26 protein-coding genes are annotated in these 23,918 nt (G+C 71.7%); 11 read left to right on the top strand and 15 right to left on the bottom strand.

Going from position 1 to position 23,918, the window contains the following annotated elements; genetic code table 11:
- Window positions 1-259 precede the first annotated feature (259 nt).
- Window positions 260-967, bottom strand: a complete 708-nt coding sequence (locus NO345_RS05095; RefSeq protein WP_256297076.1) for a helix-turn-helix domain-containing protein — start codon at window positions 965-967, stop codon at window positions 260-262.
- Between the two features lie 99 nt (window positions 968-1,066).
- On the opposite strand from NO345_RS05095, the gene NO345_RS05090 reads away from it, so the two are divergent.
- Together NO345_RS05090 and NO345_RS05085 are read left to right on the top strand one after the other, a co-directional pair.
- Window positions 1,067-1,714, top strand: a complete 648-nt coding sequence (locus NO345_RS05090) for a metal-dependent hydrolase (protein WP_256297074.1) — start codon at window positions 1,067-1,069, stop codon at window positions 1,712-1,714.
- 58 nt (window positions 1,715-1,772) lie between these two features.
- A complete protein-coding gene (locus NO345_RS05085) occupies window positions 1,773-2,291 on the top strand; it encodes a GNAT family N-acetyltransferase (RefSeq protein WP_256297072.1) in 519 nt (172 codons plus the stop codon).
- Here the strand turns inward: NO345_RS05085 and NO345_RS05080 are convergent.
- From NO345_RS05080 to NO345_RS05060, 5 genes are all read right to left on the bottom strand, one after another.
- Window positions 2,288-2,929, bottom strand: a complete 642-nt coding sequence (locus tag NO345_RS05080) for a DUF7978 family protein (RefSeq protein WP_256297070.1) — start codon at window positions 2,927-2,929, stop codon at window positions 2,288-2,290. The genes NO345_RS05085 and NO345_RS05080 overlap by 4 nt on opposite strands.
- A gap of 203 nt (window positions 2,930-3,132) precedes the next feature.
- Entirely contained in the window at window positions 3,133-3,822 is a 690-nt protein-coding gene (locus NO345_RS05075) for a GNAT family N-acetyltransferase (RefSeq protein WP_256297068.1), read from the bottom strand.
- Window positions 3,819-4,490 (bottom strand): GNAT family N-acetyltransferase, encoded by a 672-nt coding sequence (locus NO345_RS05070; RefSeq protein WP_438266758.1) that lies wholly within the window; start codon window positions 4,488-4,490, stop codon window positions 3,819-3,821. Before NO345_RS05070 ends, NO345_RS05075 begins: the two co-directional genes overlap by 4 nt.
- Before the next feature lies 1 nt (window position 4,491).
- On the bottom strand, window positions 4,492-5,106 hold the full coding sequence (locus NO345_RS05065) for a GNAT family N-acetyltransferase (RefSeq protein WP_256297064.1): 615 nt from the start codon (window positions 5,104-5,106) through the stop codon (window positions 4,492-4,494).
- A gap of 76 nt (window positions 5,107-5,182) precedes the next feature.
- Entirely contained in the window at window positions 5,183-6,634 is a 1,452-nt protein-coding gene (locus NO345_RS05060) for a hypothetical protein (RefSeq protein ID WP_256297062.1), read from the bottom strand.
- A 73-nt stretch (window positions 6,635-6,707) separates the two neighbouring features.
- On the opposite strand from NO345_RS05060, the gene NO345_RS05055 reads away from it, so the two are divergent.
- Complete coding sequence (locus tag NO345_RS05055; protein WP_256297060.1) at window positions 6,708-7,379, top strand: HAD family hydrolase; 672 nt, start codon at window positions 6,708-6,710, stop codon at window positions 7,377-7,379.
- Window positions 7,380-7,412: 33 nt separating this feature from the next.
- Here NO345_RS05055 and NO345_RS05050 read toward each other — a convergent pair whose 3' ends face one another.
- From NO345_RS05050 to NO345_RS05035, 4 genes are all read right to left on the bottom strand, one after another.
- Window positions 7,413-8,366, bottom strand: a complete 954-nt coding sequence (locus NO345_RS05050) for a M48 family metallopeptidase (RefSeq protein ID WP_256297058.1) — start codon at window positions 8,364-8,366, stop codon at window positions 7,413-7,415.
- Window positions 8,367-8,455: 89 nt separating this feature from the next.
- The gene (locus tag NO345_RS05045) at window positions 8,456-10,069 is read right to left on the bottom strand and encodes a GTPBP1 family GTP-binding protein (RefSeq protein ID WP_256297056.1); all 1,614 of its coding nucleotides are present in this window, start codon (window positions 10,067-10,069) and stop codon (window positions 8,456-8,458) included.
- Between the two features lie 81 nt (window positions 10,070-10,150).
- Window positions 10,151-10,522 (bottom strand): hypothetical protein, encoded by a 372-nt coding sequence (locus NO345_RS05040; protein ID WP_256297054.1) that lies wholly within the window; start codon window positions 10,520-10,522, stop codon window positions 10,151-10,153.
- A gap of 71 nt (window positions 10,523-10,593) precedes the next feature.
- Window positions 10,594-11,178, bottom strand: coding sequence for a J domain-containing protein (locus tag NO345_RS05035; RefSeq protein WP_256297052.1), 585 nt, complete (start codon window positions 11,176-11,178; stop codon window positions 10,594-10,596).
- A gap of 122 nt (window positions 11,179-11,300) precedes the next feature.
- On the opposite strand from NO345_RS05035, the gene NO345_RS05030 reads away from it, so the two are divergent.
- A complete protein-coding gene (locus NO345_RS05030; RefSeq protein WP_256297051.1) occupies window positions 11,301-11,474 on the top strand; it encodes a hypothetical protein in 174 nt (57 codons plus the stop codon).
- 1 nt (window position 11,475) lies between these two features.
- Here the strand turns inward: NO345_RS05030 and pyrF are convergent, their stop codons facing one another.
- From pyrF to NO345_RS05015, 3 genes are all read right to left on the bottom strand, one after another.
- On the bottom strand, window positions 11,476-12,315 hold the full coding sequence (pyrF, locus tag NO345_RS05025; protein WP_256297049.1) for an orotidine-5'-phosphate decarboxylase: 840 nt from the start codon (window positions 12,313-12,315) through the stop codon (window positions 11,476-11,478).
- Window positions 12,316-12,395: 80 nt separating this feature from the next.
- Complete coding sequence (locus NO345_RS05020; protein ID WP_256297048.1) at window positions 12,396-13,358, bottom strand: beta-ribofuranosylaminobenzene 5'-phosphate synthase family protein; 963 nt, start codon at window positions 13,356-13,358, stop codon at window positions 12,396-12,398.
- A gap of 190 nt (window positions 13,359-13,548) precedes the next feature.
- Window positions 13,549-14,505: a glycosyltransferase gene (locus tag NO345_RS05015; RefSeq protein ID WP_256297047.1), complete on the bottom strand. Its 957-nt coding sequence runs from the start codon at window positions 14,503-14,505 to the stop codon at window positions 13,549-13,551.
- A gap of 184 nt (window positions 14,506-14,689) precedes the next feature.
- Here NO345_RS05015 and NO345_RS05010 point away from each other — a divergent pair, with 184 nt between their 5' ends.
- On the top strand, window positions 14,690-15,430 hold the full coding sequence (locus tag NO345_RS05010) for a class I SAM-dependent methyltransferase (protein WP_256297045.1): 741 nt from the start codon (window positions 14,690-14,692) through the stop codon (window positions 15,428-15,430).
- Window positions 15,431-15,506: 76 nt separating this feature from the next.
- On the top strand, window positions 15,507-17,228 hold the full coding sequence (gene ilvD, locus NO345_RS05005) for a dihydroxy-acid dehydratase (protein ID WP_256297044.1): 1,722 nt from the start codon (window positions 15,507-15,509) through the stop codon (window positions 17,226-17,228).
- Between the two features lie 6 nt (window positions 17,229-17,234).
- Here ilvD and NO345_RS05000 read toward each other — a convergent pair whose 3' ends face one another.
- Both NO345_RS05000 and NO345_RS04995 read right to left on the bottom strand, forming a co-directional pair.
- On the bottom strand, window positions 17,235-17,390 hold the full coding sequence (locus tag NO345_RS05000; RefSeq protein ID WP_256297043.1) for a hypothetical protein: 156 nt from the start codon (window positions 17,388-17,390) through the stop codon (window positions 17,235-17,237).
- 83 nt (window positions 17,391-17,473) lie between these two features.
- Entirely contained in the window at window positions 17,474-18,160 is a 687-nt protein-coding gene (locus tag NO345_RS04995) for a DUF7504 family protein (RefSeq protein WP_256297042.1), read from the bottom strand.
- 126 nt (window positions 18,161-18,286) lie between these two features.
- Here NO345_RS04995 and NO345_RS04990 point away from each other — a divergent pair, with 126 nt between their 5' ends.
- The 5 genes from NO345_RS04990 (at window position 18,287) to NO345_RS04970 (ending at window position 23,870) form a co-directional block, all read left to right on the top strand.
- On the top strand, window positions 18,287-19,303 hold the full coding sequence (locus NO345_RS04990; RefSeq protein WP_256297040.1) for a Cdc6/Cdc18 family protein: 1,017 nt from the start codon (window positions 18,287-18,289) through the stop codon (window positions 19,301-19,303).
- 95 nt (window positions 19,304-19,398) lie between these two features.
- Window positions 19,399-20,568: a GNAT family N-acetyltransferase gene (locus NO345_RS04985; protein WP_256297039.1), complete on the top strand. Its 1,170-nt coding sequence runs from the start codon at window positions 19,399-19,401 to the stop codon at window positions 20,566-20,568.
- Between the two features lie 152 nt (window positions 20,569-20,720).
- The gene (locus NO345_RS04980; protein ID WP_256297038.1) at window positions 20,721-21,383 is read left to right on the top strand and encodes a hypothetical protein; all 663 of its coding nucleotides are present in this window, start codon (window positions 20,721-20,723) and stop codon (window positions 21,381-21,383) included.
- A 1-nt stretch (window position 21,384) separates the two neighbouring features.
- On the top strand, window positions 21,385-21,744 hold the full coding sequence (locus NO345_RS04975) for a DUF8156 family protein (RefSeq protein ID WP_256297037.1): 360 nt from the start codon (window positions 21,385-21,387) through the stop codon (window positions 21,742-21,744).
- Window positions 21,744-23,870 (top strand): type B DNA-directed DNA polymerase, encoded by a 2,127-nt coding sequence (locus NO345_RS04970; protein ID WP_256297036.1) that lies wholly within the window; start codon window positions 21,744-21,746, stop codon window positions 23,868-23,870. The genes NO345_RS04975 and NO345_RS04970 overlap by 1 nt, the downstream gene beginning before the upstream one ends.
- Window positions 23,871-23,918 lie beyond the last annotated feature (48 nt).

The following is a 23,918-nucleotide window of genomic DNA, read 5'->3' as shown; positions in this document are numbered from 1 at the left end:
GCGGCCGGTCGCGAGGGCGGCCGGTCGCGTCAGCGGGGTGAACCAGAGCGTGCGGGCGGCAACGGGCGATGGGTCGGGAGCGGCCGGCCCCGGACCCAGGGCGGGGTCCGACGCCGGCCGGTGTGGATCGGGGGCTGGCGACGGTGGATGGCGGGGGTGGGCGGCCGTCGCCATCGTATCCTGTGGCCCGTATGCATAAAAACCGGGCCGCAGGTTTTCTGGCTCGGAAACAGTGTCACCGGTGAACTGAGCCGGGGAGCTACGGCAGCGACGCGAGCGACTCCAGCATCTCCTCGGTCGAGGCGTCGGTGACGGCCAGCGAGAAGCCGTCGGCGCGGGCGAGCTTCGGCGCGTGCTCCCAGAGGTCCTCCTCGTCGATGCCGTGCAGGACGACGGCGTTCGGGGTGGGGGTGACGACGCGCATCGCCACGAGCGGCGACTCCCCGCGCGTTATCTCGGTGAACACGAGCGCCCGCGAGGTGGACTGGCCGTAGAGCCGGTAGAACTCCTCGGACGAGAGCCGCGTGATGGCCGCGATGGAGTCGATGACGGTGTGCCCGGAGACGCTGGTCGCGTGGCCGGACTGCACCTCGGTCGCGTCGATGGCGTCGTACAGCCGCGAGAGCGGGACGGTCGTCGGGTACTCGCGCAGGTCGCGGACGATGTCGCTCTCGAAGCCCGCCGAGAGGACGCGGGCGTACTGGCGGATGTGGTCGCCGCCGCGTGACTCGTCGATGGTCAGGAGCGCCTCGACGATGCGGCTCACGACGCCGATGCCAGGGTTCTCGCGGCGGCCGCTCTCGTAGTCCGAGATGACCGACGACGAGACGTCGAGCTCGGCCGCGAGGTTCGTCTGGGAGATGTCGAAGTCGGTGCGCCACTTCCGCAGGGTCGAACCGGGGTCCGCGGAGAGGGTGACCTCGCCGGCGATCTTCGTCGCCAGCTGTCGGCGTGGGCTGTCGCTCATCGTCCGGTGGAGGGTCACGCGGCGCAAAAGCGTATCGAAAGTCCCCTTCGACACCTGACGAACCCGAAGGGTTTTGCTCCGAGCGACGATGCCTCCGGTATGCCCTCGACAGTCGTTCACGTGGCACTCGCCGGTGTGGTCGCGTGTGCCCTCCTCGGTCGCGCGTTCTCCTGGCGCGCCCTGCTCGCCGTACTCGGACTGACGATGCTGGTCGACCTCGACGTGTTCCTCGGGTTCGTGCTCGTCGGCGCGCACCGCGCGGCGTTCCACTCGCTGGTGTTCCTCGCCGCCATCGGCATCGTACTGCTGTACGACCGCTCGCGCGGCGACGGCTCGCTCCTCCGCGGTCGGTTCGGTCCCACCGCCCACCGCGTCGGCGCGGTGGCGGTCGTCGCCGCCCTCTTCGGGGCCATCGGCCCGGACCTGATGACCAACGGCGCGAACCTGTTCTGGCCGGTCCACGACCAGTTCTACGCGTTCAACGGCGAGATGTACCTCTCGGACCGGAAGGGGTTCGTGCAGACGTTCGTCGAGCTCGAGAGCGAGGAGCCCGCGCAGTCGGTCTCTCGTGGCTCCACGCAGGAGACCCAGTACCACACGGGCGTGGACACGAACCCGGACCGATCGGGCGAGGCCGAGGTGCAAGAGCGCGTGTTCCCGCTCGCGGACAGCGGCGAGCAGCTCCTGCTCGTCGTCACCGGCGCGTTCGTGATGACGAGCCGGCTGTACGACGAGTACGCGGCCTGAGCTCGCCGTGCCGGACCGGACCCACACGACTGAAGCCACCGCACGACGAAGCCCGGGCATGGTCAGACCGTACGACCCCGACACCGACGCCGAGGCGCTCTGGGAGGCGAAGCGGGCGTTCGAGCTCGGCCTCGGCTCGGGCACGGGTGGTGACGACAAGCGGGCGAAGTACGAGGGCAAACTCACCGACGACTACCGTGAATCCTGGTTCGCGTGGGTCGACCGCTGTGTCACCGACGACGAGCGCTGCATCCTCGTCGAGCCCGAAGGTGACGAGGGACCGGACGACGGCGACGACCCGGTCGACGCACTGGCGGGCTACGTGTTCGTGCTGCCCGAACGGCTCGCGCACGTCTGGGACGCGGCGGTGCTGAACGAACTGTGGGTCGCCCCCGCCCACCGCGGCACGGGCGTCGCCGACGACCTCATGGACGAGGCGGTCGCGTTCGCGCGGTCACAGGACCTGCCGCTCGACCGGCTGGTGCTCGACGTGGACCGGGAGAACGAGCGGGCGCGGGCGTTCTACGAGCGACACGGCTTCGCGCACTGGGGCGAGATGGTCGCCCGCGAGCTCTAGTTCTGCAGGAGGTACGCGCCGACGCCGCCGAGACCGCCGAACACGACCGGGTAGACGACGCCGAGGAAGACGACGGTCGAGACGAGCGGGACGCTGAGGGTGTACTGGCCCGAGAAGCCGAAGAACTCGACGGTCTCGGTGTGGCCGAACAGGACGGTCCCGACGAGCGCGAACAGCAGGTAGCCGACGAGGACGAGCGCGCCCGCGGCCACCGCGTTCGGCAGGTCGGTCGTCACGTCGCCGACGGACACCGCCACGAACCCCGCGAGCAGCAGGAACAGCGGCGGCACGGCCAGCGCGAAGGTGACGAGGCCGCCACCGGCCGCGTCGATGAGGTTCACCGCGCTGGAGCCGGACGGCGTGCTGTAGGTGAGGTCGACGAAGTGGGCGTTGTACAGCGTCATCCCCGCGGCCTTCCACGACGGCACGGTGTCGCGGACCGACTGGACGAACGCCTGGTCGATGGCCTGGTCGAACGTCTCCGGGTCCGGGAGTGCGGTCTGGGTCCACAGCAGGAACGTCACCAGGTAGCTCGCCACGAAGGCGACCGCGCCGGCACCCGCGCTGATGGCGGCCGAGCGCACGTCGACACCGGTCCCGTTCAGCCGCGAGTTCTCGAGGCTCGTGTTCGATGACATGACAGGAACCAGTTCTGCCGCATTCGGTAAATATCTTCGGCAAACTCCCGGTTCGTTGCCTCCGTTCCGTTGACTATATCACATTTCAATCAAATATTGTAGGGGTCGCTTTCAAGTACCCACCTCGCGAATCGAACCGGGCGTTGGTCGCGGACTCGTCGGCCGGCCGGCCGTCACGGGAGCCGCGACCGGCCGCGGCTCGCTCACGGCGCGCCGACCACGTCGAGCCCGGCGTCGCTCGCCTCGTACTCCTCGCGGGTGATGCTGTAGCGGTGCTGGGTGACCGGCTCGCCGTCTTTCAGCGCCCAGTTCCGGAGCGCGCCCTCCTTCCGGCCGCCGAAGCGCTCGACGTACTTCCCGATTGCCCGTCGGGAGTTCTCGTTCCCGGCGACGTGCTCGACGGCGACGACCTCGAGGTCGAGGCACTCGAACGCCAGTGCGACGAACGCGGCGGCACGCTCGCCGGAGTAGCCCCGCCCCCAGAACGGCTTGCGGAGCCACGTCCCGAGCGTCCCGGTCCGTCGGTCCCAGTCGATACCCATGCCCGCACCGCCGGCGAGCACGAGGTCGGTGTCGGCGTACGGCCCGCGGGGCGACGGGCCGTCGATGTCTCCGGGCGCGTCGGCCGGCTCGACGTACAGCTGGTAGCTGGCGTCCTCGCCGGCGTCGAGTCCCTCCCTGGTCATCTCGAGGAACTCCAGCGTCTCCTTCGGGGTCGCGTGGGGCTCCCAGGTGAGGTGTTCGGTCACCTCGTCGATGGCCGGGTCGCCCGAGCAGACCCGGTAGAACGCGAGCGGATCCAGCACCTCCGGAGTGGACGGGAGCAGCGTCAGGCGGTCGGTGTCGATGCGTCGGGGGAGCAGCCCCTCCCAGTCGGTGAGTTCGACGTTCATGGCTGGGTCTCGTCGTCTGTGGTGGTCGTCGGTCGTGTGTGGCGGTCAGTCATCGTGTCGTGGAACGTGTGCTCGCGCTCCGGGTCGCTGGCCCCGTACTCGGCGCGACTGATGCTGTAGCGGACGGTATCGACGGGCTCGTCGTCGAGCGTGAGCTGGTTCCTGATGGTGCCCTCGCGCCGGCCGCCGAAGCGCTCGACGTACTTCTCGACGGCCCGACGCGAGTTCTCGTTGGCATCGAGGTGGGTGACGGTCACGACCTCGAGGTCGAGCCGGTCGAACGCCAGCGAGACGAGCGCGGCGGCGCGCTCGCCGGAGTAGCCCCGCCCCCAGAACCGCTTCCGGAGGCCGAACGCGAAGTACGCGCTCCGCTTCTCCCAGTCGGCGAGCAGTTCGGCCTCACCGGCCGGGAGGCCTGCTCCGTCCTCGCCCGCTTTCGGCCGGACGACGTAGGTCGCACCGACGCCGTCCGCCCAGCGCTCGTGTCGATGGCTCAGCATCTCCGCGGTGTCCTGGGGATGCTCGTGGGGCGAGACCGGGATGTACTCGAACGCCGCCGGGTCGACCGCGTCCGTCGACAGGTGCCGGTACCGCTCGAAGAGGTCCGCGTCGGCGGGCGACTCGTGTTCGAGGACGAGCCGCTCGCTCTCGATGCGGTCGGGGAACAGCTCACTCATCGACGGCCAGCTCCGGCGCGACGTCGCTCGCCTCGTACTCCGCGCGGCTGATGCTGAAGCGGTGGAGGTCCCGGGGTTCGTCGTCGAGGGTGAGCCAGTTCCGCAGCAGGCCCTCGTACGTCCCGCCCCAGCGGTCGACGTACTTCTCGATGGCGCGCTTCGAGTTCTCGTTCCCGGCCACACAGCCCGCGCCGACGAGTTCGAGGTCGAGTCGGTCGAACGCCAGCGAGATAAGGGCGTCCGCGCGCTCGCCGGAGTAGCCCCGACCCCAGAACGGCTTCCGGAGCCAGACGCCGAGCCGTGCGGTCCGGCGGTCCCACAGCGGGATGCAGCTCGCGACGCCGGCGAACTCGCCGGCACCGTCCTCGCCGGCTTTCGGGTACATCGCCCAGTTCGCGCGGCTGCCCTCGGTCCAGCGCTCCGCCGATTCGGCCAGGTAGTCCGCGGCCTCCTTCGGCGTGTGGTGCTGGCCCTTCGAGATGAACCGGCCGATCTCGGCGAACTCGTCGCTGCTCGTGTGCTCGTACAGCTCGAACGCCCCCATCGACTCGTCGAGTCGCTCGTACCGCAGTCGCTCGGTCTCGAACGCGGCGGGGAACAGGTCCATGGGCCTGCATCGTCCAGCCAGCTAAAAACGGTTCGCCAGGGATGTGACCCGTTCGCACACGACGGTAGGGGCGTCCTCAGACCCGCTCGCGGAGGTCCCGCGCCGCCCGCTCGGCCGCGTTCGCCACGCGGGGCGAGCCCGCGCAGTCCCGGACCCACGAGAGGTAGTCCCGGTCCGAGTCGCTGCCGACCGCGCCGAGCGCCAGCGCGGCCTCCCGGACGGTCCGGACTGGCTGTCGGGAGGGGTCCGCGAGGTCGCGCATCCCCCGGCGGAGGTCGCCCCGGTCCGTGCCCACGTCCAGTCCGCCCGCGAGGCAGTACGCGAGCGCGACCGTCGCCGCGTCGGCGTCCGGGCCTTCGCCGCCGGCGAACCCCCGGAGTCGCCCGAGGGCGTCGCCCACGAGGTCGGAGTCGTGGCGGGCGAGGACCCCGAGAGCGATGATCGCCCGGAACCGCGCGTCCGGGTCGTCGTCGCCGAGGTGGGCCCGGATCGCCTCGGCGACCGGTGCGACGGCGGCAGGCTCGTCCCGGGCGAGCTCGGTCAGCGCGAACAGCGCCCGGGCGCGGTTCCCGGGCGACTCCTCGTCGAGCATCGCCCGCAGGCGTTCGATGGTCGGCGACGACCCCGCCCCGCCGACGACACGGTCGAGCAGGCCGTCGTCGTCCTCGCTCGCGACGAGGGCGGCCGCAGTCGGTGGGTCCTCCGCGGCGACGCCGACGGCGGTCGCGGCACAGCGTCGGACGCCGGCGTGGTCGTCGTCCAGGAGCTCGACGAGCCGCGTCCGCGTCTCGGCGTCGACCGTCGCCAGTCCGGCCAGCGCGGTGACCGCGGCCGTCGCCGGCCCCTCGTCGGCGAACGGGTCCGCCCGCAGCCGGTCGAGCACGTCGAACAGCGCATCGCTTGCGGGCCGGACGCGCCCGGGTTCCTCGCGGGCGACCCTGGCGAGTGCGGCCGCCGCGGCGGTCGGGTCGTCGTCGCTCTCGAGCCTGTCCACGCAGTCGGCGACGTCGATGGCGTCGAGGTCGGGCTCGTCGTCGGCCGCGGCTTCGACCGCCCGCCGGTACAGTGCTCTGCGGTGCGGGTCGCAGATCTCGTAGTACGTCGCGCCGATCTGGTCGACCGCGGCGGCCGTACAGCCGTCACAGCCGTCCGCCGTCCGTCGCGCGGTCGCCCGCAGCCCGTCGTCGTCGAGGTACGTCGTCGTGCCGTCGGCGGGGTCGAGGCTCGCGCCCGCCGCGCCGTAGGCGAGGAACAACCGCGTGAGGGCGGCGAGCTCGTCGGCGTCGGCCGGATGTGGCACCGTCGTCGCCTCGGCGTCCTCCCACGAGAGCGTCGAGAGCAGGTCGCCGAGGGAGCGCACGTCCTCGCCGTCGGCCTCGCGGATGTCGACGCCGTAGCGACGGAAGAACGCCGCGAAGTCGTCGGCGTCGATGGCGTGGCGCGCGCCCCGCCGGTCCGCGACGGTCGGCTCGTCGTCGAACGCGACGAAGACGCTGTCCGGGAGGGAGAAGACGAGTGGGTCGTCCATACGTCCGGGTCCGTGCGCGTCGGCATAAGTCCGGTCCACCAGTTTAAGGGCCATCGGGTCCCACTCCGACACGATGACCGACCCAGTCGACACGGTGCTGTTCGACCTCGACGACACGCTCTGTCGGTACCGGCGGAGCGTCGGCGAGGTGCTCTCGCTGTCGTTCGAGGCCGCGGGCGTCGAGCCGGTGTTCGACGCCAGCGACTACGTGGGGGTCTACGACGACTACGCCGAGGAAGCCGACGACATCGGCCACCTCCGTCGGCTCTGCTTCGCCGATCTCGCCAGCGACCGCGGGCTCGACCCCGAGGACGGCCACGCGGTCGCCGACGCCTACACCGAGACACGGGACCAGACGGCGGTCGACCCGCTGCCGGGCGCGGCTGCGGCCGTCGACGCCCTCGCCGCCGACCACCGGCTCGCCATCGTCACGAACGGCGCACCGGCGATGCAGACCGCGAAGCTGGGCGCGCTCCCGTTCACGGACCGGTTCGAGCACGTCGTCCACGCGGGCTACGACACCGCGGCGAAACCGGCTCCGGAGCCGTTCCACCACGTGCTGGACCTGCTCGACGCCGACGCGGACCGCGCGGTCCACGTGGGGAACTCGCTCACCTCCGACGTGCAGGGGGCCCACGCGGCCGGCCTGCGCTCGGTGTGGCTCGGCGACGGGTCGACGCCGGAGCCGACGCCGACGTACGCGGTCGAGCGACTGGACGAGCTGGTCGAGCCGCCCTGGCGGTAGCGTCGCCCGCTCGACGGTCCCCCGACGCGCCGGCTACTGGACCTCGATGGGTGTCCAGGCCTCGTCCGCGCGGTCGAGCAGGCGCTCGACGCGCTCGCGCATCGGCGGGTGCGTCGCGAACAGTCGCGTGAGGCCGCCCTCGTCCTCGCCGTGGATGTACAGCGAGGAGAGCAGGCCACGGTCGGGGGTCGACGCGCGCTCGATGCGGGTCAGCGCGCGGGCGAGGTCGGCGGGGCGACCGGTCACGTCGGCGGCACGGTCGTCGGCGAAGAGCTCGCGCCGACGGGAGTGCGCCCGCAGCAGCAGCGTCGCGACGACGGTCGAGGCGACGACGACACCGGCGACGACGACGTACGCACGCTCGACGTGCTTGACGAGCGGCTCGACGGGACGGCCGAGCAGGAGTCGGACCGCACGTCGCACCCCGACGACGAGGAGGCCCACGGGCAACAGCAGGAGGAACAGCAAGCCGCTGAACGTCTCGAGGACGCTGTAGCCGAGCGTCTGGACGAGGCTGTCGCGGCTCTCGATGTGGGCGAGCTCGTGGGCGACGATGGTCTCCAGCTCGTCCAGCGTGAGCAGGCGGAACAGCCCGGCGTCGAGGACGACAACGCTGCCGTCGGCGCGCCCGCCGATGGCGAGCGCGTTGGGCATGGGCATCCGGCCGACGAGCAGCGTCGGCGACCCGACGTCCATCCGGTCGGCGAGGCGCTCGACGCGGGCGTGGAGCTCCGGGGCGCGGTCCCGGGGGAGCTCCGTCGCCTCGAGCGAGGAGAGGATGCGGGCGGTGCCGCCACGGTAGCTCGCGTAGCCGAACAGCAGCGCGGAGGCGAGCAACGCGACGGCGAGCCAGACGGGGTCGGGGGTGCCCGCCCAGAGGACGGCGAACACGCCGGCGAACAGGGCACCGAGCAGCAGGTACAGCACGAGGAGGACCAGCCCGGTGGCGGCGGTGAGGAGACGGGTGGCCAGGGCGTCCGGATCCATCGGAGGTAGGGGTACGACGGGGGGTCTGAAACCGTTATCGGGGAACGGGGCCTGCGTGGTCAGGGCGGTCGCGAGAACGGGTGTCGTGTCTACTCCCGGTGGACTCCGGTGACGGTGCCGACGCCCTTGGACTGGCCCTCGCGGAAGACGAACCGCTGGCCCTCCTCGACGAGGTAGGGCTGGAACTTGAACCGGACCGTCGCGTGGCCGGTGTCGCCGGGGAGCAACTGGCCGTCGTCCGGGTGGAAGACGGCGGCCTCGCTGATGGTCTCGAGGTGGACGACGGGCTCGTAGCCGTCGTCGATGCGCGTCGGGTGGTTGAGTACCATCACTTCCGCCTCGAACTCCCGCACCGTCGCGGGGCCGCTCCCGCGGGGGACGAGCGCCATCCCGCGGGAGATCTCGGACTCGCTGACGCCCTTGAGCGCGATGCCGACGATACGACCCGCCCGTGCCTCGTCGACCCGGTGGTAGTGCATCTCGATGGAGCGCACCTCGACCTCGCGCCAGTCGCCGCCGGGCATCGGGCCGAGCAGGAGCTCGTCGCCGGCCTCGACCTCGCCGGCCATGATGGTGCCGGAGGCGACCGCGCCGACGCCGGTGACGGAGTAGGTCCGGTCGACGTACATCCGGAAGTCGCCGTCGTCGCCGGCGGTCTTGGGCAGGCGCTCGAACAGCTCGTCGAGCGTGCCGAGCCCGTCCATCGTCACCGCGCTGGTCGTGACGATGGGGACGACCGTCTCGCCGATCTCCTCGACGGCGGCGTCGACGCCGTGGCGCTCGACCCGCAGCGGCGTCTTGTCGACCTCGCGGAGCAGGCGCTCGACCTCGCGTTCGACCTCGCGCAGGCGCTCCTCGTCGACGAGGTCGGCCTTCGTGATGGCGACCATCGTCGGGAGCTCGGTCGCGAGCAGCACGCCGAGGTGCTCGCGGGTGGTCTTCGTCGGGCCGTCGTCGGCCGCGACCGTCAGCAGGCCGTAGTCGAGCTTCTGTCCCACGAGCCCGCGAATCGTCGTGCGGAGCCACGGCTCGTGGCCGACCGTGTCGACGAACGAGACGAGGCGGTCGGCCTCCTCGACGACCCGGGCGCGGTCCTGTTTGCGGTGCGGGTTGTCCATGTGGACCGGCCCCGTCTCGTCGTCGAAGCCGTAGACGGCGTAGGAGAGGTCCGCGGAGAGCCCGCGCTCGACCTCGTGTGGCTTCACGTCGAGGTAGCCCCGCGTGGAGCCGTCGCCGTCGTCCGCCTGCCCGGTGACGAGCGAGCCGACGAGCGTGGACTTGCCGTGGTCGACGTGCCCCGCCGTGCCGACGACGATGTGCGTGTCGTCCGTCTCCAATACGGCCCCCTCGCGTACCACCGCGACGCCGACGATGCCGCGCTCGTCGTCCTCGCCGACGCCCCACGTCTGGACGTCATCGAGGTGTGCGCCGGCCTCCTCGGCCAGCAGGCTCAGCACGTCCATGGACTCGGAGAAGGTGCCGGGCTCGATACCCGCGAGGCCGCCGTCGTCCGTGACGCCGACCACGTACAGCGCCTCCCCGTCGCCGGAGAGCACGCGGTGACGGAGCTGCGCCGCCAGACTCTCGCGCCGGCCGTCCGCGAGGTGGACGTCCTTGCTGAGCCGTTCCTTGAATTCGACGTTCCCGCCTTCCTGCTCGCCGCGTTCGAGGGCCCGTTCCAGCACGGCCCTGTCGGGGCTCATAGGTTCGCGTTAGCATACAGTACGGAAAAGCCTTCCCGTGTTTTTGGGTACTGTTCACACGGGAGCCCTCGAGAGACCGGCTCAGTCCCGCTTCCCGTAGTACAGCACGAGCCGGCCGACGGCCGTCGCCCAGAACCAGGCGAGCATCCCGAACTCGACGGCGACCGGCAACCCCCGCGGGAACAGCCAGAGCCCGACGACGAGCGCCGCCCCCAGCAGCAGCAGGAACGCCAGCGTGTTGTCGAGCACCGTCGGCGGGTCCAGTGCATCCTCGAACGCCAGCTGGAGCACCGCCGCCGCGATACCGACGCCGATCGCCAGGACGAGCGTCCCCGCCCCGGGTAGCGGCGGCACCGTCCCGTCCCAGAACTCGAGGTAGACGATGCCGGTGAGTACGATGGCCAGCACCACGGCGGTCCGACTCCGCCGCCGGTCGACCGTCTCGGGGACCATACCTGCCCAATCGACACCCGGCCCCAAAAGCGCACACCCCGGCGACAGGACGCGGCTGGTCGGGACCGCCGCTACTCCTCGGACAGCCGGTCGTACGCCGCGGTCACCCGCTTGAACGCCTCCTCGTCGCCGCCCGCCGTGTCCGGGTGGACCTCCTTGACCTTCTCGCGGTACGCCTCCCGCACGTCGGCCGGGTCCGCGCCGGCGTCGAGGTCCAGCCGGTCCAGCGCCTCCCCCCGGGTGGGTCCCTCGGTGGTGCGTGGGGCGCGCCGTCGACGCTCGCCCTGGCTCCGCTGCCTGCGACCGCCCGCCCCCGCGCCCGCCGCCGTTGCACGCGTCCGGGCACGACGGCGGCGCTCCTCGGCCGCCCGGCGCGCCTCCCGCCCGAACCGGCTCCGGGGACCGCGTGGCCCCTCCGCCGCCTTCTGCTCGGCCGCCCGTCGCCGCTGCCCGAACGCGTCGCGGTACGTCCCCGCGTCGACCCGTTCGCGCAGCTTCCCGCTCGCCTGGAACCAGAACAGGTACGTGGTCAGGGCTAACGGGGCCGCGATCCCGAGGACGAACAGCTCGCGGGTGACGATGGCGACGACGAACAGCACCGTCGTCAGCCCCGCGAACACCGCCGCCAGACCGAACAACAGCGGTGAGTCTCGCACGAATCGGGGGTAGGGACTACCCGGCCTAATATCTCTCGGTGGACCCGTTGTTGGTCGCGGGTGTTCCGGTTCGACGTCGGCGCTGGCACACACTCAAGGCCCGTGGCGTGCTATGCTCTCGCATGAGCGTCGAGACCCTCTGCCAGCTCTGCGAGGACGCCCGTGCGACCCAGCAGTGCAACCACTGTGGCGCGATGGTCTGCGACCGGCACTACGAGCGCGAGCACGGGCTGTGCCTCGACTGTTCGTCGCGTGCTGGTCCGACCGACACCGACGGCGACACGTACCAGTACTGAGTCAGCGATACTGGTTCAGCCGGCGCTTGAGCCGCCGGGCGGCGTCGCCAGCGGCGGCGAAGAACTCGCCCTCGCCGCGGGCGTTCTCGCCGGCGAAGATGATACCCCGCGAGGAGTTCACGAGCCCGACCTCGACGCCGCGGGCCGCGGACTCGGTCCCCTCGGGGAGCTCGGTGAGACCGTGCTCGACGGCGGCCTCGGCGTCGCCGCCCTGTGCGCCGACGCCCGGGACGAGGAACGGGAGGTGGGGGACGCGCTCGCGGACGTCCGCAAGTTCGTCCGGCGTGGTCGCACCGACGACCAGCGCGACGTTGCCGTGTTCGTTCCACTCCGAGGCGCGGGTCGCGACGCGCTCGTACAGCGGCTCCCCCGTGGCGAGTTCGAGGTCCTGGAAGTCCGAGCCGCCGGGGTTCGAGGTGCGGGCGAGGACGAAGACACCCGACTCCTCGCGGGCGAGGAACGGGGCGAGCGAGTCACGGCCCAGGTACGGGTTCACGGTGATGCCGTCGACCACGTCGAGCAGCTTCGCGTACTGTCGCGTCGTGTTCCCGATGTCGGCGCGCTTGGCGTCCAGCAGCACCGGCACGTCCTTCCCGTGGGCGTAGGCGACCGTCTCCCGCAGGGCACGCCAGCCGTCCGCGTCCTCGTAGAACGCCGCGTTGGGCTTGAAGCAGGCGGCGTGCTCGTGGGTCGCGTCGATGATGCGGCGGTTGAACGCCCAGCGCGGCAGGTCGTAGTCCGCGAGGAAGTCGGGGATTCGGTCCGGGTCGGGGTCCAGCCCGACGGAGACGACCGTGTCCCGGTCGTCGATGCGGGCCGCGAGTCGGTCGAAGAAGCGCATTGCATCGGTGTGTGCGGGGGGTCGTCTTGGACCTGTCGAAGCCACGCCGGTCGTCGCGACGCCGCGCTTCGGCACCCGCCTCACTCGACCAGCGCACCACGGCTCGCGGCTCCGACGACGAGCACCTCGCCGTCCACGTCGGCGGCCCGGAGTGCGTCCTCGGCGGCCGCGACCGCGGCTTCCTGCCGGTCCACGTCGGTCAGCCCGTACACCGTCGGGCCCCAGGAGGACTGCCCGACGCCGGTGACCGCGGGGTCGCCGGCGAGCTCGTCGACGACGGTCCCGACCGGCGGGCGGAACACCCCGCCCTGCTCGTCGACGTACCACGCGCCGTTGAGCCGGCCGACTTCGGCGACGGCGTCGCCGAAGTCGTCCAGACGACCCTCCGCTGCCGCGGGGAGCAGTCTGCGGTTCACGACGCCCGCGACCTCGTCGGCGATACCGGGCTCGGCGCGCTCGACGACCGCGCGCATGCTCGCCTCCTCGCGGTCGCCGTTGCGCCCCCGCGCGGTGTCCGGAATCGCGAGCACGAACCGCCACTCTGCGGGCAGGTCGTGCCGGGCGACCACCGGCGGGACGGTCCACTCGCCCTCCGCGGGCGGCTCCGTGGTGAACCGCGCGGTCGGATGTCCGCCGTCGACGACGAAGCCACCGTCCTCGAACGCCGCGACGCCGACGCCCGAGCGGCCGCCCCGGCCGAGGTCGGGGGCGTGCTCGCGGAGCCGCGGTTCCCGGTCGTGGGCGTGTGCGACCGCGACGAGCGTCGCCAGCGCGAGCTGGGTGCCGCTCCCGAGCCCGACGTGTCTGGGGAGCGTCTCCTCGACCGAGACGGTCGCGCCGGGCACGTCGAGCAGCTCGGTCGCGCGCTCGACGTACCCGCGGACGGTCCCGTCGGGGCAGTCCACGCCATCGGCCCGCTCGGCGGTGACCCGGACCCGCGGCTCCGCGAGCGCAACCCCGAGCCCGCCGTAGAGCCTGGCGTGCGCCAGCGAGAGGTTCTGGAAGCCGAAGTGGAGGCGCGCGCCGACGCCGACCGTTGCCATTACCGGCTCATGGTGTCGTGCTTGGGAACCGGTTACGGCGGTGGCAACCGTATCCGGTGTCGAACGGAGGAGCAGCGTGTCCCGTTCCGGCGATCAACGGAACCGTTTCAAACAGCCAGAAAGTCTCGCCAGCCGCACGCCAGTCGGTTGGGTCGGGGAGCAGTCGCCACCGGCTACCTGTTCGACCGACCTACAGCGCGTCGACGATGGCGTCGGCTGCCACCCCGGCCCCGTTCTCGAACTCGGGGGGCTCCGGCGGCTTGCGGACCGCACGACGGAGGTGCGGGATGGAGTGCTCGACCTGGAAGCCGGTGACGCCGCCCCGCTCGATGACGCTGGCGACGCCGTGTTGCTCGTCGGTGAACGGCCAGATGACACACGGGGTGCCGGCGACGGCGGCCTCCATCACGGTCGAGTAGCCCGAGCAGACGACCACGTCGGCGGCCTCCAGGTGGGGGAGCATCGCCGGGACCGGCTCCCAGTCGTCGCCCCCGACCTGGGTGACGCTGTGGCCGTCCTCGCGGAGCGCGGCGACGAGTTCGTCGAAGGAGTCGGAGTAGTGACTCGGGACGACGAGCACGTCGAACGGCTCGACCGTGCGGTCCTCGTCGCACGCCAGCGCGACGGGCGGGACCCGGGTGATTCCCCCGGGGTCGTCGTCGCAGGGCGGCCAGACCGTGGGGTAGAGGAACTGCTCGCAGGCGTGGAGCTGCTGCTTCGTCAGCAGCCAGGTGAACACCTCCTCGACGACGGCGTCGTAGAAGTACGGCGAGTTGTGCGTGAGCACGTGCAGCGGCGTCCCGGTCAGCGTGGCCGCCATCGCGGCGAACATGTCGTCGGTGACGAGCGCGTCGGGCTCGGTCCGGCCGAGCCACTGCACGTAGTCGTAGACGCGCTTGCCGCTCATCGGGACGCTGTGGGTGATGACCCGGAGGAGGTTCCCGCCGTCCTGGTAGTCGCCGATGTAGTCGACGACCGCTGGGACGTACTCCTCGTAGCCGTTGAGTTCGACGAACCGCTTCCCCGGGCCGCCGCCGGCGAGGCGGACGGTCGCGCCGCGGTCTTCGAGCGCCTTCGCCACGGCGAGCATCCGCGTCGCGTGGCCGGCACCTTCCGGATAGTGGGCGACGGCGACCTCGGGCTCCATGTCGTCCCGTCTGCCGCGTCCGCGCAAGAAGCTTTTGAAAGGGCCACGCTTCGCCCGTGACGAGGTATGGCGGTCGTACTCCCCAAAGCCGACGTTACCCTGCGTACGGGGCCCGAGACGGCCGCATTCGTGCGTCGAGGGGTAACTGGCCCAATACAAACGGCCCGGGGTCGCTGTCTGTTCTATGGACCGGCTGGAGTACTACGAGGCCGACGAAGTCGTCGAGAAGTACGCCGCGGTCGGGCGGGCGGGCCTGCGTCCCAACGAACGCGTCCTGCTCGACGAGTACGTCACGGACCCCGACGGCCGCGTCCTCGACCTCGGCTGTGGCTCCGGTCGGGTCACGGCCCCGCTCGCCGAACGCGGCTTCGACGTGGTCGGCGTCAACGTGAGCGAGACGATGGTCCAGGTCGCGCGGGAGCTCCACCCCGACGTCGAGTTCCGTGTCGGCGACGCCACCGCGCTCTCCTTCCCGGACGGGTCGTTCGACTACGTGCTGTTCGCGGACCGTGGCATCGACGACGTCCGGCCGGCCGCCAGCCGGATGCGGGCGATCCTCGAGTCGTGGCGGGTCCTGAAGCCGGGTGGCCTGTTCGCCTTCGACGCGAACAACCAGCTCAGCCGGTTCGTCGTCGATCCGACCGACCGCTCGGCCGTGGCGGACACCGCACGCTTCCTCGCCCGGAACCTCCGGGCCGGGACGCTCCGGTCCCGCTACGCCTTCGTCGAGTACGCGAACGGCATCGACCGGACGTACGCCATCGTCCCGCCGGCACAGCGTCGCCAGCTGACGGACGTCGGGTTCGAGCTGGTCGGGATGGTCCCGAGTGCCGACGACCGTCGCCCGACACTGCTCGACCCCCGGCCGTACTACGTCGCCCGGAAGCCACGGCGTGCGGCTGCCGACACCGGCGTCTCGGACTGAGTTCGGGTCGTGTGAATCCGGCAGCAACATCTGTCCCAGCGACGGGACTTAAGCCCCGGCACCGCTACCACCGACCATGCACGACCAGAAGCCCGAGGGCCTGCGCAGCCGCGAGGTCACCGAAGGGCCGGAACGGGCACCACACCGGGCGATGTTCCGCGCGATGGGCTACGACGACGCCGACCTCTCCTCCCCGATGGTCGGGGTCGCGAACCCGGCGGCGGACGTGACGCCCTGCAACGTCCACCTCGACGACGTGGCCGCGTCGGCCATCGAGGGCGTCGAGGCCGCCGAGGGGATGCCCATCGAGTTCGGCACCATCACCATCTCGGACGCCATCTCGATGGGGACCGAGGGGATGCGTGCCTCGCTCATCTCGCGCGAGGTCATCGCGGACAGCGTCGAACTCGTGGCGTTCGGCGAGCGCGTCGACGCGCTCGTCACGGTCGCGGGCTGTGACAAGAACCTCCCCGGGATGCTGATGGCGTCCATCCGCACAGACCTCCCGAGCGTCTTCCTCTACGGCGGGTCCATCATGCCCGGCGAGCACGACGGCCGCGAGGTCACCGTCCAGAACGTGTTCGAGGGTGTCGGCGCGGTCGCCTCGGGCGACATGACCGAGGACGAACTGGACGACCTGGAGCGCCACGCCTGCCCCGGCGCGGGCTCCTGCGGTGGGATGTTCACCGCGAACACGATGGCGTCCATCTCCGAGGCGCTCGGGATGGCACCGCTGGGCAGCGCAAGCCCGCCCGCGGAGGAGGACTCCCGCTACGAGGTCGCCCACCGCGCGGGCGAGCTCGCGCTGGAGGCCGTCGAGGCGGACCGCAAGCCGTCGGACATCCTCTCGAAGGAGAGCTTCGAGAACGCCATCGCCCTGCAGGTCGCCATCGGCGGCTCCACGAACGCGGTGCTGCACCTGCTCGCACTGGCCGCCGAGGCGGGCATCGACCTCGCTATCGAGGAGTTCGACGAGATCAGCCACCGGACGCCCAAGATCGCCGACCTCCAGCCCGGCGGTACCCGGGTGATGAACGACCTGCACGAGCTCGGCGGCGTGCCCGTCGTCCTCCGGCGGCTGCTCGACGGCGGCTACCTCCACGGCGACGCCGCGACCATCACGGGCCGGACGATGGCCGAGGAGCTGGCCCACCTCGAGCGCGAGGGCGAGCTGCCCCCGGACGACGAGGTCGACGCGGACTTCCTCTACACGACCGACGAGCCGCTCCACGAGGAGGGGGCCATCAAGATCCTGACGGGGAATCTCGCGCCCGACGGCGCGGTTCTCAAGGTCACCGGCGAGGACAACTTCCACCACGAGGGCCCCGTCCGCGTCTTCGAGAGCGAGGAGGCCGCGATGAAGTACGTCCAGGAGGACCGCATCGAGAGCGGCGACGTGCTCGCCATCCGGAACGAGGGGCCGTGCGGCGGCCCGGGGATGCGCGAGATGCTCGGCGTCACCGCCGCGGTCGTCGGCGCGGGCCACGAGGACGACGTCGCACTGCTCACGGACGGCCGGTTCTCGGGCGCGACGCGGGGGCCGATGGTCGGTCACGTCGCCCCCGAGTCCTACGTCGGCGGCCCCATCGGTGCGCTGGAGGACGGCGACGTCGTCACCGTCGACATCCCGAACCGGGAGCTGTCGGTCGACCTGAGCGACGCGGAGGTCGAGTCCCGGCTCGACGCGCGCGAGGAGCCCGAGCCGGCGTACACCTCGGGCGTGCTCGCCAAGTACGGGCGCGACTTCGGCTCGGCCGCCAACGGCGCGGTGTCGAACCCCGGCGCGAAGCGGGAGTAGTCGGGCCTACGTCAGGCTGGGCCCCTGTTCCTGTTCCCACGCTTCGACGACGAACTCCGCGAGCTCCGTCTTCGAGTGCGCCTCGACGAGGTGCGTGTCGAGGTCGTCCGATTCGTCCAGCATCGCGTCACAGAGCGGGCACTGGACCGGCTCGATGGACATTCGAACGTGCCGTCGAACCGGACACACAATAGTACCTGTGTGTTACCGGACGTGCTGGTCCGGCCGCTGCCGACGGAGGGGGCTCACCTGTCGCCGGTGTCGGTCGATGTCGCGTCCGGTTCGAGTCGGACCCAGCCCGCCGGCGTCCCCGCCATCCCGACGAACCGGACCTCGCGGCCGCCCCCGCGGCGGCGCACCCGCACCATCCCGTCGAACAGGTGCTTCAGGCGCTCGAAGTCCGTCCCGTCGGTGACGTTCGTGTACACCGGAAAGAGCGACAGCCCGGTCGCGCCGCCGGACAGGAGCACCTGGTGGGCGTACCGGAACACCGTCTCGGCGTCGGTCGAGAGCAGCAGCGTCGACAGCGAGTCGAACAGGAGATGCTGGCGGTCGGTCCCGAGTTCCCGGAGCGTCTCCAGACACTCGTCGATGGCCATGCTCGCGCCGGTGAGGTCCGTCGGCGAGGGCACGCTCCAGTGCCGTTCACTCGGGTTCGCACGGACCACGTCGTGGGTGGGCGTGCAGTCGACGACGCCGAGTCGGCCGCGCTCGAAGTCGGGCACCTCGCGGGTGACCCGGTCGAGGAGTGTGCGGGCGGCGTCGCGGGTCGTCACCAGCGCCGCGCCGTCGGCGGGGCCGGCCGCCCTCGCGAGGATGCGCGTCGGGACCGGCCGGACCGTCTCGCGGCTCGGGCCCGCGACCAGCAGGTCCCGGTGGCGCGAGAGCACGGCGTCGGTGAGGACCTCCTCGAAGCGGTACGTCTGCGTCATGACTACCCGTCGAAGCTACCGAAAGACGGCGGCTCAGTGACTTATCGTTGTCGGTCGTCGGGGTCCCGGACCACTTCCACTCCGGTCTCCGTCGACTTACGGTCCTCGCCGACGAACCACCGGGCGATGATCACGGACCCCCGGGTGCTGCGCGACGAGTGGGTCCCCTCCGAGGTGCGCCACCGGAACGCCGAGTGCAACCAGCTCTCGACCGCACTCGCGCCCGTCGCCGACGACGACCGGCCGGGCAACGTCTTCCTCCACGGGCCGCCGGGCACGGGCAAGACCTGCTGTGCGCAGTACATCGTCTCGCAGTTCTGCCGCGAGGTGCGCGACGTGGCCCACGAGTACGTCAACTGCTGGACGGACTCGACACGCTTTGCCGTGCTCGAACGGCTGCTCGTGAACGTCGACGCGGGAGCGGACGTCCACCGGTCGTCGACGCCCGTCGACGAGCTGGTCCGCCGACTGCGCGACCACCGCGAGCCGTACATCGCCATCCTCGACGAGGTCGACGTGCTCCAGGACACCGCCGTGCTGTACGACCTCTACCAGATCCCCCACGTCGCGGTCGTCCTCGTCGCCAACCAGGAGGAGACGTTCCTCGCGGAGCTCGACCCGCGCCTCCAGAGCCGGCTGCGGACCTGCGCCTCCATCCGGATGCAGCCGTACACGACCGACCAGCTGGCCGCCATCCTCGTCGACCGGGTGCGCATGGGGTTCGAGCCCGGCACCGTCGACGACGCCCAGCTCGAGCGCATCGCCGACGCCGCCGCCGGCGACGCACGCCTCGCCATCAACGTGCTCCGTGCCGCCGCCCGGAACGCCGAGGACGCCGGTTCGGGACGCCTCGAGCCCGAGCACGTCACCGCGGCCATCCCCGAGGCCGAGCACGACGTGCGTCGGAAGACCCTCTCGAAGCTCACCGCCCACCAGCGCGTGCTGTACGAGGTCGTCCGGGACGCCGGCGAACTCGGCTCGGCGACGCTACACGAGCGCTACGAGGTCCGGGTGGACGACCCACACGTCAGGCGCACCCGCCGGAAGCACCTGAACAAGCTCTGCGAGTACGACCTGCTGGAGAAGACCGGCGATGGCCGGGGGCGGACGTACCGTCTCGTCGAGCCCGCACCCGCGCCCTGACCGCGTCCCGGGGGGTGTGCCGTCGGTCGGTAGCGGCCCGCTACGCCGCCGCAGCAATCGGATAACAATACCCGTAGCCGGTGGTTTCATGGTCGATGGCGCAGTCGTCGTCGGTTCGGACCACGGAGCGGACGGAGGACCAGGGCAACGACCGGTACACGGTCCGGCCGTACGAGCGGGACGACGCGGCCGACGTCCTCGACCTCTACCGGACCGTCTGGGGGAGCGAGCACGACGCCGACTGGCTCGCCTACAAGTACGTGAAGAACCCGTACTTCGACGGCACGTCGATGCTGGTCGCCGAGACCGACGACACCGTCGTCGGTGCCCGCCCGGCGGTCCCGGTGCCGATGCGGGTCGGCGACACCGACCTGGCCGGGCTGTTCCTCGTGAGTGTCATGGTCCACCCCGAGCACCGCCGACGCGGGCTGTTCACCCGGATGATGGCCCACGGGTTCGAGCACTTCGCCGACGCCGGGGTCTCGCTCTGTTTCAACTACAGCAACGAGCTGTCGGCCCCCGGCTACCGGCAGCTCGGGGCCGAACGCCTCGGAACCGGCCCGGGGAAGCACGTTCGCGTCCAGCGGCCCGGCCGGTTCGTCGACAGCCATCTCCCGGCCCCGGCCGACGAGGTCGCCCACGCGGTGGCGAACGGGATGGGACGGGGCTACCGGGCGGTCAGGGACGGGCTCGCGGTCGACCTGCCTGCACTGGTGGCCGCTTCGGGACTGGGGGTCGACCGTCGCGACCGCCTCGCCCCCGGGCTGCTGGCGAGGCTCTACGAGCGCGACCCGCCGGACGGCCTCCACACGCGGCGCGAACCGACGTTCTACCGCTGGCTCGCCGACAACCCCGGCTGGACGTACGAGACGTACGTCGCCTGGGACGGCCCACGGTCGGTCGCCGCACTCCTGGTCAAGCGCCGCCCGGGCGACGACTCGACGGTGGTCCTCGCCGACGCGGTCCCGGCGTGCACGCCGTCGACGCGGCCGGCGTTCGCGACGCTGCTTCGCGCCGTCCTCGCGGACAACCGTGACGCGGCGAACGTCTCGACGTACGGACTCGTCCACCGCGAGCGGCTGCTCCCGGCCGACCTGCTGTCGCGCTTCGGCTTCCGGTCGGACGGCCGCCCACCGCTATCCCGGGTGACGCCCCCCGACGACACCGCGTTTACCCTCCCGCTCGACGACACCGTGGCCCGCGTCCACGACGCCGAGGGGGTCGACCTGCTGGACGGCTCGAACTGGCGACTGCGGCTGCGCTGACGGCCCGCGCACGACTTCCGGAACGTTTCCGGAACGCTCCCGGAACTCCCGTATAAAGTCCGAGGCCGCCGAAATCGGCGGAATAGTCGATTCCCGGAACTTCCGGAACGACCACTCTGTCTCTTTAGTAACACGTGTCCGTCCCCTCTCGTATGGCGCACGAACCGACGCTCGACCCCGGACTGACGCTGCTCGCAACGCCCGACACTCGCTCGACCGCGCTGCATCACCTCGTCGCACGCACGCTCACGGACGGCCGGCCCGCGTACTGGGTCGACGCCCGGAACACGGCGACGACGTACGCGCTCGCCGAGGTCGCACGGACCGACCGGCTTCTCGACCGGGTGCACGTCGCCCGCGCGTTCACCGCCTACCAGCACCACGAGCTCGTCCGCGAGCTGGTCGGGCGCGTCGACGGCCGGACCGGCCTCGTCGTCTGCCCGAACCTCGGCTCGCTCTACCGCGACGGCGACGTGCCCGAGCAGGAGGCAGCGGACCTGCGCGCCGCGACGGTGGCCGTGCTGGCCGACCTCGCCGGCGCCGGCGACGTACCGGTGCTCGTGACCGCCCGCGGCGAGGCCCGCGACGCGGTCGCCGCCGTGGCCGACCGCGAGCTCGACTGCACCCGGACCGACTTCGGACTGCGCTACGAGGGCGAGTCGTTCGAGACGACCGTGTACCCCGTCGACGGTGGCTGGCAGACCACGGTGCCGTACTGGGTCGACCGCTGCGGCGCGGTCGCCGACAGGCCGGCCGTCGAACTCACCGACGTGGTCGCCCCGGACGCGACCCTCGCCGCCTTCGGGGGTGTCTGAGATGGGGCGGACGAACCCCACCTACCGCGACCAGCTCCGCGACTTCGAGCAGCGGTACCACCCGTTCCGGCGGGCGCTCCGGTACGAGCACCAGCTCGACTTCGACCGGCTGTTCGAGCGCGCCGACGCCACCGCCCACGCCGCCAGCTACCGGAACGCGACCGACCCCGCGGTCGCGACGCTGCTGTCGATGCTGCTCGCCCACGAGGCCGAGATCCGGGAGCTAAACGAGCGGCTGGCGGCCGCGGAGGGCCACGAGGTGGTCGCCGTGTCCGACGACCCGGACGACGGCGACGCCGCCGAGGAGACTGCCGCCGCCGCTGCCGAGGAAACCGACGACTGCAACGGGGCGGACGACTGATGTTCGCGCTCGACTTCCAGGCGGACCGCGTCGTCGAGTGGCACCGCGACGGCGACGGGGTGGTGGCCGTCGAGAACACCGACTACCACCCGACGCTGTACGTCGCCGGTCCCGATGACGCCCGGGCAGACCTGGCGGCCGCCCTCGAAGCCGACCCGAAGGTCGTCGGGACGGCGACGGCGGAGTGGCGGCTCGACCTCCACGCCGACGCGCCCGAGCCGGTGCTCCGGGTGGACTGCGAGCGCGTCTCCGAGGTCCGCACGCTCGCGAACGAGATCCGCCACCACCACGAGCGCGGCAGCCACGCGCCGGGGACGTTCCGGCTGTTCGACGTGGACTTCGCGCCCGGGTTCCGGTACTGCGTCGAGACGGACACCTCGCCGGTGCCGACCGACCCCCTTCGAACACTCCGCATCGACATCGACGAGGCGGCGCTGGCCCACGGCCGCGTGGCGGAGATCCGTGTCGACGGCGAGCCGGCGGGCGGAACGCCCGGTGCAGCCCTGCGGACGCTCGCCCGCCGGCTCGCCCACGTCGACCCCGACGTACTCCTCCTCTCGCACGCCGACCTCGTCCCGACGCTGGCTGCGGCCGCCGACGAGCACGGCGTCGACCTCGAGCTCGGACGGCGACCGGGCTGGACCCGGCTGGCGGGCGAGAACACCTACGAGAGCTACGGGCGGGTCGGGCACTCGCCCGCCCGGTACGCGGTCCCCGGACGGGCCATCGTCGTCACCGGCTCCAGCTTCCTCTGGAACGAGTCCAGCCTCGCGGGCCTGCGCTACATGGTCGAGCGCTCGTGGCGACCGCTGCAGGAGACCGCGTGGGCGAGCATCGGCACCGTCCTCACCGCGATGCAGAGCCGGGAGGCCCTGGCACGCGGGGTACTCGTCCCCTGGAACAAGTGGGAGCCCGAGTCGTTCAAGCCCGCGCGGACGCTCCATGCCGCCGACCGCGGCGGCGTCACCCTCTCGCCCGAGGTGGGGCTCCACGAGGACGTCCACGAGCTGGACTTCGCGTCGCTGTACCCGAACGTCATCCGCGAGCACAACGTCAGCCCCGAGACGGTCGGCTGCGACTGCCACGGCGACCGCGACGACGTGCCCGGTCTCGGCTACGCCGTCTGCGACGAGCCGGGGTTCCTCCCGGACGTGCTCGCGCCGCTGCTCGACGACCGGGCCGATTTCAAGGAACGGCTCGCCGCCCTGTCCGTCGGTGACGACGCCGGCGACGTGGACGACGACGGGCTCGCCGCCAGGTCGGCCGCCATCAAGTGGGTGCTCGTCTCCTGCTTCGGCTACCAGGGCTACCGGAACGCCAAGTTCGGCCGCATCGAGTGCCACGAGACCATCAACGCGTTCGCACGCGAGGTGCTGCTCGACGCCAAGGCCGAACTGGAGCGGGCTGGCTGGCACGTCGCCCACGCCATCGTCGACTCGCTGTGGGTGACCCCACGGGAGGGTGCCGAGCAGGAACCGCTGGACACGGTGGCCGCGCGGATCACCGACGACGCCGGCATCCGGCTCGAACACGAGGCCCACTACGACTGGGTGGCGTTCGTCCCCCGCCGGGGGACCCAGGCCGGCGCGCTCACCCGCTACGTCGGCCGGGCCGACGACGGCTCGTTCAAACTGCGGGGCATCGAGGCCCGCCAGCGGTCGACGCCCGAGTGGGTCGCCGACTGCCAGCGCGACCTGCTCGAGGTCCTCGACACCGAGCGCGCGCCCGAACCGGTCGTCGACCGCCTGCGGACGCACCTGCTCGACCTCCACGCGGACCGGGTCGCCCCCGCCGACCTCGTCGTCACGAAACGGGTGGGCAAGCGCCCCGGCGAGTACACCCAGGAGACCCGCACCGTCGGCGCGCTCCGGCGGTACGAACAGCACGGCGTCGACCGCCACCCCGGCCAGCCCGTCAGGTTCGTCGTGGTCGACGACGACGCCGGCCGGACCACAGAGCGCGTTCGCCTCGCGCTCGAGTCGCCCGAGAGCTACGACGCCGACTTCTACGCCGACCTCGCGACCCGGGCCGCCGTCAGCGTCGTCTCCCCGCTCGGCTGGGACCACGACCGTGTCGACCGGTACCTCGGAGAGCGGCGGGACGCCGCGCTGTCGGCGTATCTGTGACTGTTCGCTCGGCGATGTGGTCCGCCGCCTGGCTCGACGCGCGCTAGC

The organism is Haloarchaeobius salinus, from assembly GCF_024464185.1.
Taxonomy (GTDB): domain Archaea; phylum Halobacteriota; class Halobacteria; order Halobacteriales; family Natrialbaceae; genus Haloarchaeobius; species Haloarchaeobius salinus.
The sequence above is the reverse complement of the archived record's forward strand: the minus strand, read 5'-3'. Positions and strand labels throughout refer to the sequence as shown.

Excerpts from the sequence above, each read along its gene's own strand:
- NO345_RS05095 (WP_256297076.1), bottom strand. The coding sequence starts at position 967 with ATGAGCGACAGCCCACGCCGACAGCTGGCGACGAAGATCGCCGGCGAG.
- NO345_RS05090 (WP_256297074.1), top strand. The coding sequence starts at position 1,067 with ATGCCCTCGACAGTCGTTCACGTGGCACTCGCCGGTGTGGTCGCGTGT.
- NO345_RS05085 (WP_256297072.1), top strand. The coding sequence starts at position 1,773 with ATGGTCAGACCGTACGACCCCGACACCGACGCCGAGGCGCTCTGGGAG.
- NO345_RS05080 (WP_256297070.1), bottom strand. The coding sequence starts at position 2,929 with ATGTCATCGAACACGAGCCTCGAGAACTCGCGGCTGAACGGGACCGGT.
- NO345_RS05075 (WP_256297068.1), bottom strand. The coding sequence starts at position 3,822 with ATGAACGTCGAACTCACCGACTGGGAGGGGCTGCTCCCCCGACGCATC.
- NO345_RS05065 (WP_256297064.1), bottom strand. The coding sequence starts at position 5,106 with ATGGACCTGTTCCCCGCCGCGTTCGAGACCGAGCGACTGCGGTACGAG.
- NO345_RS05060 (WP_256297062.1), bottom strand. The coding sequence starts at position 6,634 with ATGGACGACCCACTCGTCTTCTCCCTCCCGGACAGCGTCTTCGTCGCG.
- NO345_RS05055 (WP_256297060.1), top strand. The coding sequence starts at position 6,708 with ATGACCGACCCAGTCGACACGGTGCTGTTCGACCTCGACGACACGCTC.
- NO345_RS05050 (WP_256297058.1), bottom strand. The coding sequence starts at position 8,366 with ATGGATCCGGACGCCCTGGCCACCCGTCTCCTCACCGCCGCCACCGGG.
- NO345_RS05045 (WP_256297056.1), bottom strand. The coding sequence starts at position 10,069 with ATGAGCCCCGACAGGGCCGTGCTGGAACGGGCCCTCGAACGCGGCGAG.
- NO345_RS05040 (WP_256297054.1), bottom strand. The coding sequence starts at position 10,522 with ATGGTCCCCGAGACGGTCGACCGGCGGCGGAGTCGGACCGCCGTGGTG.
- NO345_RS05030 (WP_256297051.1), top strand. The coding sequence starts at position 11,301 with ATGAGCGTCGAGACCCTCTGCCAGCTCTGCGAGGACGCCCGTGCGACC.
- pyrF (WP_256297049.1), bottom strand. The coding sequence starts at position 12,315 with ATGCGCTTCTTCGACCGACTCGCGGCCCGCATCGACGACCGGGACACG.
- NO345_RS05020 (WP_256297048.1), bottom strand. The coding sequence starts at position 13,358 with ATGGCAACGGTCGGCGTCGGCGCGCGCCTCCACTTCGGCTTCCAGAAC.
- NO345_RS05015 (WP_256297047.1), bottom strand. The coding sequence starts at position 14,505 with ATGGAGCCCGAGGTCGCCGTCGCCCACTATCCGGAAGGTGCCGGCCAC.
- NO345_RS05010 (WP_256297045.1), top strand. The coding sequence starts at position 14,690 with ATGGACCGGCTGGAGTACTACGAGGCCGACGAAGTCGTCGAGAAGTAC.
- ilvD (WP_256297044.1), top strand. The coding sequence starts at position 15,507 with ATGCACGACCAGAAGCCCGAGGGCCTGCGCAGCCGCGAGGTCACCGAA.
- NO345_RS05000 (WP_256297043.1), bottom strand. The coding sequence starts at position 17,390 with ATGTCCATCGAGCCGGTCCAGTGCCCGCTCTGTGACGCGATGCTGGAC.
- NO345_RS04995 (WP_256297042.1), bottom strand. The coding sequence starts at position 18,160 with ATGACGCAGACGTACCGCTTCGAGGAGGTCCTCACCGACGCCGTGCTC.
- NO345_RS04990 (WP_256297040.1), top strand. The coding sequence starts at position 18,287 with ATGATCACGGACCCCCGGGTGCTGCGCGACGAGTGGGTCCCCTCCGAG.
- NO345_RS04985 (WP_256297039.1), top strand. The coding sequence starts at position 19,399 with ATGGCGCAGTCGTCGTCGGTTCGGACCACGGAGCGGACGGAGGACCAG.
- NO345_RS04980 (WP_256297038.1), top strand. The coding sequence starts at position 20,721 with ATGGCGCACGAACCGACGCTCGACCCCGGACTGACGCTGCTCGCAACG.
- NO345_RS04975 (WP_256297037.1), top strand. The coding sequence starts at position 21,385 with ATGGGGCGGACGAACCCCACCTACCGCGACCAGCTCCGCGACTTCGAG.
- NO345_RS04970 (WP_256297036.1), top strand. The coding sequence starts at position 21,744 with ATGTTCGCGCTCGACTTCCAGGCGGACCGCGTCGTCGAGTGGCACCGC.